The organism is Flavobacterium sangjuense (assembly GCF_004797125.1).
In the GTDB taxonomy this organism is placed as follows: Bacteria; Bacteroidota; Bacteroidia; order Flavobacteriales; family Flavobacteriaceae; genus Flavobacterium; species Flavobacterium sangjuense.
This window is the reverse complement of record NZ_CP038810.1, coordinates 1,056,320-1,067,450: the sequence shown is the minus strand read 5'-3', so window position 1 is coordinate 1,067,450 and position 11,131 is coordinate 1,056,320. Positions and strand designations below refer to the sequence as shown.

Genomic DNA, 11,131 nt, shown 5'->3' with positions numbered 1-11,131 from the left:
TGTAGTTTGCTCAAAATCAGTTAAATTTGGTTTCCTTAAGAACCAAACCATGAAAAAAGCTCTACTACTACTCTTTTTATTTTTAAGCCTTACTATTTATTCCCAACCACCGGGAATGTTTCCTCCGCTGACAGTTTGTGATGATGCTTCTAATGATGGATTGGCTGTTTTTGATTTAACTTCAACAATTCCAACAATTTTAGATGGTCTTGATCCGGCCATTCACGAGGTTCACTTTTACCCTTCGGATACAGATTCGGCGAATAACACGAATGAAATTACCACACCAAACGCTTATGTAAATACTACTCCCGGACTACAAACTATTGGTGTCAGAATAATAAACACGGCTCTCAGCGAAATTCATTTGGCGGGAATGAATCTTGTAGTTAATGCGCAGTCTAATGCCGGAACTGATGGAAGCATAACAGTATGTGAAACAAGCTCAACAACTATTGATTTATATAGTTTAATAACTGGCGAGCAATCTGGCGGAACTTGGACAAGAACTACCGGAGTTGGCGGAACTTTCAATGCTAGTGCGGGTACTTATACTCCAGGAGTAGGAGCAACTACAAGTACATTTACTTATACAGTGACAGGTTTGGCTCCCTGTAGCTCTGATAGTAGTGTGACTACAATTAATATCATTGCACAGCCTAATGCCGGAAATGACGGAAATATAGCAGTATGCGACACCAGTACCACGATTGTTGATCTATTTAGTGTAATAACTGGCGAACAATCTGGCGGGACATGGGTAAGAACTAGAGGTTCAGGTGGAATATTCAATGCCAGTGCAGGAACCTATACTCATGAAATTGGAGCGACTACAAGTTCATTTACCTATGTAATATCAGGTATACTGCCATGCATTGATGACTCTAGTGTTGCTACAGTTTTTGTTAATCCTCCTGCCAATCCTGCTACCTTGCAATTTTGTGACGTGATGGAGTTGCCAATCTATAATTTACATGATGCCGATAATCAAATTACCGGAGGAGCGACAGGATTCACAATTACCTATCATGAAACTTTGACTGATGCTGAAATTGGTGCTAATGCAATACCAAATGGCGGTTATGTCCCAATAGTCACGCCTGTACAGACACTTTTCGCCAGTGTTATAAGTCCAGCCACCAGTTGTCGTAGTATTACGACCTTAACTTTGAATACCCATAATTGTGCTAGCTCCTGTCCTGCGCCAATTAATTTAACAACAAGCGCTGTTACTGATACATCGTTTGCAGTAAGCTGGGATATACTGGGAGGAACTGGAACCTGTCTGATTTCTCTTGTTCCACAAGGAAGCCCTCCTCCTTCTGATAGTGATGCAGTCGCAATAAATTCAACCATTTTTTATTTTACAGGCTTAAGCCCAAATGCCTGCTACACTATATATGTAAAAATTTTTTGTCCCTCTAGTACAATCAGCGATTGGGCAACTCTAAATATCTGTATGCCAAATTGTGCTGATAGTGGTGCCTGTTCGGAAGTATTAGTGCTAGATGCCTTTTTAGACAGCAACAATAATGGGGTAAAAGACACTGGTGAGGTAGATTTTAATCACGGTAATTTTGTTTATCAGGTCAATGATTCAGGAAGTAATCAATACGGAACGAGTAATGATGGTTCATATTATATATTTGATTCAGATCCTAGTAATTCTTATGATATCAGCTTTGCTTTAAACGCTGATTTTAGTACTTATTATACCTCAGCTGTTTCACATAATAACATCACACTGCCTGATGGAAGCGGAGAAAACTATTTGTATTTCCCTATCGTTAATGTGCTGCCTCATGTCGATGCTCAGGTAACTATCAGTCCTTACGGACAGCCAAGACCAGGGTTTACTTATGGTACTACTATTTATTATCAAAATAATGGGTCGCAAACTATTCCTAGTGGAACGCTGACATTTACCAAACACCCAACCATAAGCATTGCTTCTGTTTCTCAAACGGGGACTACACCAACAGCTACAGGATTTACGTATGACTTTACCAACTTGGCTCCTTTTGAAGTTAGGTATATACAGGTAACATTTTTGGTACCAACCATCCCAACAGTTAATCTTGGTGATTTGGTAACCAATACTGTTACTGTCCAAATAGACAACGATATAAACCTTTCTAACAACAGTTCTTCAACAACCCAAACTGTAGTTGGTTCTTATGACCCAAATGATAAAATGGAATCGCATGGAGGAAAAATTGTCCATAGTACTTTTACTTCCAATGATTATTTGTATTACACCATTCAATTTGAAAATACAGGAACTGCTAATGCTGAATTTGTAAGGGTTGAAGATGCCTTAAACAGTCAGTTAGATGAAAACACTTTTGAAATGATTTCCGCGAGTCATAATGTTGATACTAAAAGAGTTGGAACTCAATTGACATGGCATTTTTACAATATTGATTTGCCTCCAACTTCTTCAAACCCTATCGGAAGTCACGGTTTTGTTTCTTTTAAAATAAAACCAAAAGCGGGTTATGCCATTGGAGATGTTATTCCAAACACTGCTTCAATATATTTTGATTACAATCCGGCAATTGTGACGAATCAGTTTGACACCGAATTTGTGTTGACATTGGGCAACGCTTCGTTTAGCAGCACTGAATTTAATTTGTATCCAAATCCGGCGAATGGATTTGTGCATATCACTCAAAACAACAATCTGCTAATTGATACTATTCAATTCTATGATATAACAGGTAAAACGGTTAAAAGCATTTTGAATGTAAATAATGTCCAAACCAGTATCGACGTTTCGGCTCTAGCCAAAGGAGTTTACTTTGTTGAAATTATCGCGGAAAACTACATCAAAAAAACCAAAAAACTAATCATCCAATAAAGCCAACCAATGAAAAAAAAATTACTTTATAGTTTAGTCCTTTTTTTTAGTTTCTATGTCAGTTTTTCCAAGTCTTATGAAAAAAAGGAAACACTTACTTGTCCGGATCCAACATTAAATAGTGCTTCAGCTATAACCTTTAATTCAGTAACTTTAAATTGGGTTGAAAACGGGACGGCAACATTATGGAATGTACTCGTTCTACCAGCAGGCGTACCTGCTCCATTACCATCAACAACAGGTTGGTTAGTATCGTCAGTCAATCCGTTTGTAGTTACTGGTTTGAATCCAAATACTACTTATGATTTCTATGTAAGATCGGATTGCGGCGGAGAATATAGCAACTGGTCAAATCTTGTCTCGGCTACAACGCTTTCTGCGCCACCAGTTTGCGGAGGCAATTATGTAGATTCAGGCGGTGTTAGCGCTAACTATGCCAATAATTCTGATACTACGACAACCATATGCCCGAGTAATCCTGGTGATGCTGTTGTTGTAACTTTTGTCTCATTCAATACACAAGCTTCACACGATGCTTTATATGTTTATGATGGAAACTCCGTTACGTCACCACAAATTTCGAGCAGCAACCCGGCAGGGAGTGTACCTGGTGGTCAACCCGGTGGTTATTGGGGTACCACCGTTCCAGGTTCGTTTACCTCTTCCTCGTCAGATGGCTGTTTGACTTTTAGGTTTAGAAGCGATGCAACTATTAACGCAGCAGGCTGGGTGGCTAATGTAACCTGCAATCCGATTCCCTGTGAAGTCCCAACTGGCTTAGCAGTTTCAAACGTATCGGACACTGTTGCGATACTAACATGGAACAGCACACCTTTTTCGTCTGGCGCCTTAATTACACTAACTTCGGATACCGGAGTTACCTATACCGTTTTTTCAGGACCAGGAATAGTTACCATGACATTACAGCCAGACCATTGTTACACGGCCTCTGTAAGTTCATACTGTTCTGGTGGCTACTCAGAACCGTCGGCACCTATAAGTTTTTGCATGGTTGATTGTGAAGACAATGCAGAATGTGCAGAAAGTTTGATTTTAAATGCTTTTTTAGACAGCAACAATAATGGCATAAAAGACACAGGAGAAGTCGATTTTAACCATGGTAATTTTGTGTATCAGCTCAATGATTCCGGAAGCAATCAATACGGGTATAGTAATGACGGTTCATATTTTATTTTTGATTCAAATCCGACTAATTCCTATGACATCAGCTTTGATATAAATGCCGATTTTAGCACCTATTACACTTCGGCAGTTTCTCATAATGATATTACTATTCCGACCGGAAGTGGAGCTACTTATTTGTATTTTCCTATCGTGAATGTGTTGCCTCATGTTGACGCTCAAGTAACCCTATGTCCATCCGGACAACCAAGACCCGGATTTTCTTATGGTAATGTTATTTATTATCAAAATAATGGATCGCAAACCATCCCAAATGGAACAATTACATTCACCAAAGACCCTAATTTAAGCATCACATCCATATCTCAAACAGGAACTACAGCAACAGCTACCGGATTTACTTATGACTTTACCAATTTAGGCCCTTTTGAAAGTAGGTATTTGTTAGTAAATTTTGCTGTACCAACTATTCCCACTGTTAATTTAGGTGATTTGCTAACCAACAATGTTACGGTTCAAATTGCAAATGACATAAATCTGGCTAACAATAGCTCTTCAGTAACCCAAACTATAGTTGGCTCGTATGATCCAAATGATAAAATGGAATCGCATGGAGGGAAAATTGTCCATAGTGCTTTTACGTCCAATGATTATTTGTATTACACCATCCAATTTGAAAATACCGGAAGTGCTGATGCCGAATTCGTAAAAGTTCAAGACGCTTTAGACTATCAATTGGACGAAAATACTTTTGAAATGCTTGGTGCAAGTCATAACGTTGACACAAAACGGGTTGGAACTCAATTGACATGGCATTTTTACAACATTAATTTACCTCCAACTTCATTAAACCCAAGCGAAAGCCATGGTTTTGTTTATTTTAGAATAAAACCAAAAGCGGGTTATGCTATTGGAGATATGATTCCAAATAGGGCTTCTATTTATTTTGATTATAATCCGCCTATAGTAACGAATCAGTTTGAAACTGAATTTGTGTTGACATTAGGCAATCCTACTTTCAACACCAATACAATTTCTTTGTATCCAAATCCAACAACTGATATGGTTGCCATTTCAAATTCGGCTGCCAACGATAAAATAGCAACTGTTGTGATTTATGAAGTGTCCGGAAAAAGAGTTTATACTTTAAATAAAAATACGCTTCGCGATATTAACGTTGATGTATCCAATTTTGCCAGAGGATTATATTTAGTAGAATTAACTTCTGAGAACAATACTAAAGTTACTAAAAAGCTATTACTGAAATAGTTCACTATATTTGAATGTCAAAAAACCAAACAAAATGAAGAAAACTTTACTCCTAACACTCTTCCTTTTTTTAGGAACACTAACTGCTGTTCATTCGCAGGGATGTGGAAGTGCTTTTACAGATCCTGCAGGTCCTACAGCTAATTATGCATATAACAGCGATTACACTGTTACCTTTTGTCCTGAAAATCCCGGCGATGTAGTAACAGTGACTTTTACATTATTTGATATAGAAGCTGAATGGGATGCCCTATATGTTTTTGATGGGCCATCAATAACATCTCCTCAAATTGCAAGCGCAAATCCGGCAGCGGGTGTTCCGGGAGGCTTGGCTGGTGGGTATTGGGGAACTGTTAATCCGGAGCCATTTACCTCATCAGATCCAAGCGGTTGTTTGACTTTTAGATTCAGAAGTGATAATGTTATTAACAAAGCCGGATGGGTTGCCGAAGTATCTTGCGCCCAACCGAGTGAGTGCGTTAGACCAACCAATCCAACAGTTACTTCTATAACTGCAACCAGTGCTGTTTTAGGATGGACTAGTGATGCTACCGTTTGGGAAATATTTGCTTTGCCTTGCGGCTCACCTGCACCAACTGCCGCAACTGTGGGACAAGTTGTCACAGTTAATCCCTTTCTTATCACAGGATTAACACCGGGAACCTGTTACGATTTTTATGTCAGAGCAGCTTGTTTACCAACTGGTTATAGTACTTTATGTACCTTTAATCCCATTTCTACGGCTACTCTTCCTCCTATTTGCGGTGGACAATTTTTAGATAATGGAGGTTTAGCCGGAAATTATGCGAACAGTTCTGATAACACTACTACTATTTGTCCAACCATTCCCGGCGATGTGGTCACAGTAACCTTTACATCATTTAACATCGAAACCGGTTACGACGCTTTATATGTCTTTAACGGAAACTCAATAGCATCAGCACAAATTGCAAGTTCAAATACGGGAGGAAATGTTCCAGGTGGATTAGCCGGAGGATATTGGGGAACCTCTATTCCCGGGCCATTTACTTCAACTAGTGCAGATGGTTGTTTGACTTTCAGATTCAGAAGTGATCCTACTGTTAATAGAACCGGATGGGTTGCCAATGTCACCTGTGCGCCACCACCGGCATGTAGTCCTCCAACTGCACTAACATTTAATACTGTTACTTCTAATTCTGTTATCATAACCTGGACACAACCTATAAATCCTGATTCAACTGTAGCTTCAGCGTGGCAGGTTATCTTATTACCTTGTGGATCACCAGCCCCATTAGACACTGCAACAGGCTTTTTGGAAGTACCTGCGAACCCGTTTACAATTACAGGATTAAATCCTTTAACCTGTTATTCCATTTATTTAAGAGCTGTTTGTTCCACTTCACCTCTTGTAGTTTGTCCTTGGGTTCCTTTTAATCCTGTTACGACGATACCGGCTCCACCTGCCTGTGGTGGACAGTTTATAGACAATGGTGGTGCTGGTAATTATGCCAATAATTCTGATAGTATCACTACCATTTGCCCAACTACACCTGGTGAAATGGTAACAGTAGCATTTAGTTTATTTAATACCGAAACTAATTGGGATGCTTTATATGTTTTTGACGGAAACTCCATAACATCAACACAAATTCCGGGTATGAATCCCGCAGGAAATGTTCCCGGTGGATTAGCTGGTGGATTTTGGGGAACTACAATTCCCGGGCCATTTACTTCGACAAGCGCGGATGGTTGTTTGACTTTCAGATTTAGAAGTGATGCTAGTGGTACATTTACCGGATGGGTTGCCAATGTTACCTGTGCACCTGATGCTGACAAAGTGCTTTTGGTGGCTTTTGTAGATCAAAACAGCAATGGCATTCGCGATACCGGAGAACCGCTATTTCCAAATGGTTCGTTTATTTATCAGCAAAACAGTGACGGAGTAAATGTAAATGGCTATTCTCCAACTGGTCAATTTGCTTTGTATGATGCCAATCCAGCAAACACTTATGCTTTTAGTTATCAAATCCAACCTGAATATGTTGGGTATTATGATTCAGGTACAACAACTTATACTAACATAAGTATTCCAGTTGGAAGCGGTACGCAGTTTTTATATTTTCCAATTACACTAACGAATCCTTACAATGATGTAACCATATCAATTGCACCAGTAAGTCCACCGAGACCGGGATTAACCTATTCAAACAAAATTACCTATAAAAACCTAGGAGTAGCAACTACCGGCGGTACAATAACTTTTGTAAAACCACCGGAAATTACTGTTTTTTCAACTACACAAACCGGAACAGTAACCAATGCAACCGGTTTTACCTATGCCTTTACCAATCTTTTACCTGGAGAAACCAGGATTTTCTATGTTACTATGACTGTGCCAACTACGCCTACGGTGAGTTTGGGTGATTTACTTACGGACAGTGTTTATATTTCGGCTCCAATCGGCGATATTGATTTGACAAATAATGCAAACACCAATTCTCAAATTGTAGTTAATTCTTACGACCCTAATGACAAAATGGAATCCCGTGGTAAAAACATCCCGATTAGCTCATTCGCTGAAAATGATTATTTCTTTTACACCATTAGATTCCAAAACAACGGAACCGCAGATGCTCTTGATATCAGAGTTGAAGATGTACTCAACTCACAGATAGATGCAGAGACCGTAAGAATGGTAAGTTCAAGTCACAACTATACCTTAAAGAGAATTAACAATCAACTCGTTTGGGATTTCAAGAATATACATTTACCTCCTTCAAGTGTTAACTTAAGTGGCAGCATGGGCTATATTCAGTTCAAGGTTCAACTTAATCCCGGGTTTCAGGCAGGCACCATAATTCCAAATAATGCCTCGATATTTTTTGACAGCAATCCGGCTATAGTAACCAATACGTTCTCTTCCAAATTCACCGTACCATTAAGTATTGTCGATTTTGATGCTAACAGTTTAGTGCTATATCCAAATCCTGCAAAAAATACGGTTCAAATTGGATTAGTAAATACTAATGAGCAAATAAACAAAGTTGTCTTTTATGACATCTTAGGAAAAGCCATTAAAACAGTTGCTTCAGTCGCCACGGAAAGTCTGACTGTTGATGTTTCTGATTTAGCAAAAGGAGTTTACTTGATAGAAATAGGATTGGATAACAATCTGAAACTGACAAAAAAACTTATCATTCAATAATTTATAATTAAAGAAAGTCCCGTCTCGTTTTCCGGAACCAGACGGGATTTTTTATTTATTCAACCACCAAATGCTGCCGTTTAAAATAGTTGCAAAACTTACCCAAGCCAAATACGGGAGCAATAAAAACCCAGCTGTTTTGTCAATCTTTTTGAACAGATTATACGTTTCAAAAATCATTAACCAAAGTAAAATGATTTCAATTAAGGCCAAAAATGGGTTATGCAAACCAAAGAACAAATATGACCAAAGTGCATTCAACCCAAACTGAATCGCAAAAAAACCAAGTGCTTTTTTAGTTGCTTGTTCATCCGAACCATTAGTCCAGACCAAACCGGCTGCAATTCCCATCATGATATATAACAATGTCCAAACAGGTGCAAAAATCCAATTTGGCGGATTAAAAACAGGCTTTACCAATGTTGGATACCAAGTTGTAATACTGTCTCTTGTCACCGTTCCCGACAGATAACCAATCGTTACACATACGACAACGACCAAAACTATTTTTAAAATCTTTTGCATAGCAGTAATTTATATAACGTCAAATATACTAAACGATAATCAGTTGTTTTTGTAAAAAAAGTATCTTTGCCTTAAATTTCATATTTATGTTGTCCGAAAAGGATTTTATTTCAAAACCATTTTCATCTACAATCGAAAACGGAAGTTTTCAATGGAGTGCACCAAGTAATATTGCTTTGGTAAAGTATTGGGGCAAAAAAGAAAATCAGATTCCGGCAAATCCTTCCATCAGCTTTACACTTAATAATTGTAAAACGATTACCAAATTGGCTTTCGCCAAAAAAGACGCTGATGGCAAATTCACATTTGACTTATTATTTGAAGGCAAACCCAAAGAAGACTTCAAACCCAAAATTCAAAAATTCTTTGAACGAATTGAAATCTATTGCCCTTACCTGAAAGCCTATCATTTTACGATTGAAACCGAAAATACATTTCCACATAGTTCGGGCATTGCTTCTTCCGCTTCCGGAATGGCAGCATTGTCAATGAATATTATGAGTTTGGAAAAAGCATTAAACCCAAACATGACCGAAGAATACTTTTATCAAAAAGTATCATTTCTTGCACGATTGGGTTCGGGAAGCGCGTGTAGAAGTGTCAAAGGAAGTGTTGTGGTTTGGGGAAAACATGCTGAAATCAATGGAAGTTCTGATTTATTTGGCGTTGAATTTCCATCAAACATTCATCAGAATTTTAAGAACTATCAGGACACCATTTTGTTAGTTGATAAAGGCGAAAAGCAGGTTTCATCAACCGTTGGACACGATTTAATGCATAATCATCCGTTTGCCGAACAACGTTTTGCACAGGCACATCAAAATTTGTCAAGTATAAAAACCATTTTGGAAAGCGGAAATTTAGATGCCTTTATCAAAATTGCAGAAAGCGAAGCACTGACGTTGCATGCCATGATGATGACATCGCTGCCTTATTTTATTTTGATGAAACCCAATACTTTGGAAATCATTAATAAAATTTGGAAGTTCAGAAATGAAACGAATATTCCTATTTGTTTTACTTTAGATGCAGGCGCAAACGTACACGTTTTGTATCCCGAAAACGTTAGAGTGGAAGTATTGCAATTTATTAAAGGCGAATTAGTTGGCTATTGCCAAAATGGTAACTATATTTGTGATGAAATTGGAACAGGAGCAATTAAAATATGAAAGGACCACTTTTTTACTCAAAAATTCTTCTCTTCGGAGAATACGGAATTATAAAAGATTCAAAAGGTTTATCTATTCCTTATAATTTTTACAATGGCGCTTTGAAGGTGGACGAAAATCCATCACAGGAAGCTATTAAATCCAATGCAAGTTTGAGAAAATTTGTAACCTATTTGGAGCAACTGCAAAACGAACAAGCTGAATTAGTAACTTTCAATTTGGAAGTTTTAAAAGCAGATGTTGAACGCGGAATGTATTTCGATTCGAGTATTCCACAAGGCTATGGTGTTGGAAGTAGCGGTGCCTTAGTCGCTGCGATTTATGACAAATATGCCAACGATAAAATCACTGTTTTAGAAAACCTGACAAGAGAAAAATTGTTGCAACTGAAAACTATTTTCTCTCAAATGGAATCCTTTTTCCATGGTAAGAGTTCTGGTCTTGATCCATTAAACAGCTATTTGAGTATTCCAATTCTTATCAACTCTAAAGACAATATTGAAGCCACCGGAATTCCATCACAAAGCACAACCGGAAAAGGTGCCGTGTTTTTGTTAGACTCCGGAATTGTAGGCGAAACGGCTCCAATGGTCAATATTTTTATGGAAAACCTAAAAGATCAAGGTTTCCGTAAAATGCTTAAAACACAGTTCGTAAAATATACCGATGCCTGCGTTGAGAATTTTTTAGGCGGCGATATGAAATCACTTTTTACAAATACAAAACAATTATCAAAAGTCGTTTTGAACAACTTCAAGCCAATGATTCCGGAAGCCTTTCACGGCATTTGGCAACATGGTATAGACACTAACGATTACTACCTGAAACTTTGTGGTTCCGGTGGAGGTGGTTATATTTTAGGTTTTACTGAAGATCTTGAAAAAGCAAAACAATCCTTGAAAGATTATAAACTGGAAGTGGTTTACCAGTTTTAATTGTTAGTAAATTAAAACAGTAGATTTCTCAATTCTAATTTTT

The 11,131-nt window shown here is 38.1% G+C and carries 6 protein-coding genes; 5 read left to right on the top strand and 1 reads right to left on the bottom strand.

What is annotated here, in order from left to right; genetic code table 11:
• The first annotated feature begins 49 nt into the window (after positions 1–49).
• From GS03_RS04740 to GS03_RS04730, 3 genes are read left to right on the top strand one after another with little or no spacing between them, the layout of a single operon-like run.
• The gene (locus GS03_RS04740) at positions 50–2,860 is read left to right on the top strand and encodes a T9SS type A sorting domain-containing protein (RefSeq protein WP_136151419.1); all 2,811 of its coding nucleotides are present in this window, start codon (positions 50–52) and stop codon (positions 2,858–2,860) included.
• Positions 2,861–2,869: 9 nt separating this feature from the next.
• On the top strand, positions 2,870–5,272 hold the full coding sequence (locus tag GS03_RS04735) for a DUF7619 domain-containing protein (RefSeq protein WP_136151418.1): 2,403 nt from the start codon (positions 2,870–2,872) through the stop codon (positions 5,270–5,272).
• Between the two features lie 34 nt (positions 5,273–5,306).
• Entirely contained in the window at positions 5,307–8,459 is a 3,153-nt protein-coding gene (locus tag GS03_RS04730) for a DUF7619 domain-containing protein (protein WP_136151417.1), read from the top strand.
• Positions 8,460–8,510: 51 nt separating this feature from the next.
• On the opposite strand, the gene GS03_RS04725 is transcribed toward GS03_RS04730, so the two are convergent.
• Entirely contained in the window at positions 8,511–8,984 is a 474-nt protein-coding gene (locus GS03_RS04725; RefSeq protein ID WP_136151416.1) for a TspO/MBR family protein, read from the bottom strand.
• 86 nt (positions 8,985–9,070) lie between these two features.
• Between GS03_RS04725 and GS03_RS04720 the strand changes: the two genes are divergently transcribed.
• Together GS03_RS04720 and GS03_RS04715 are read left to right on the top strand one after the other, a co-directional pair.
• Complete coding sequence (locus GS03_RS04720; RefSeq protein WP_136151415.1) at positions 9,071–10,153, top strand: diphosphomevalonate/mevalonate 3,5-bisphosphate decarboxylase family protein; 1,083 nt, start codon at positions 9,071–9,073, stop codon at positions 10,151–10,153.
• Positions 10,150–11,088: a mevalonate kinase family protein gene (locus GS03_RS04715; RefSeq protein WP_136151414.1), complete on the top strand. Its 939-nt coding sequence runs from the start codon at positions 10,150–10,152 to the stop codon at positions 11,086–11,088. The genes GS03_RS04720 and GS03_RS04715 overlap by 4 nt, the downstream gene beginning before the upstream one ends.
• The last annotated feature ends 43 nt before the right edge of the window (positions 11,089–11,131 follow it).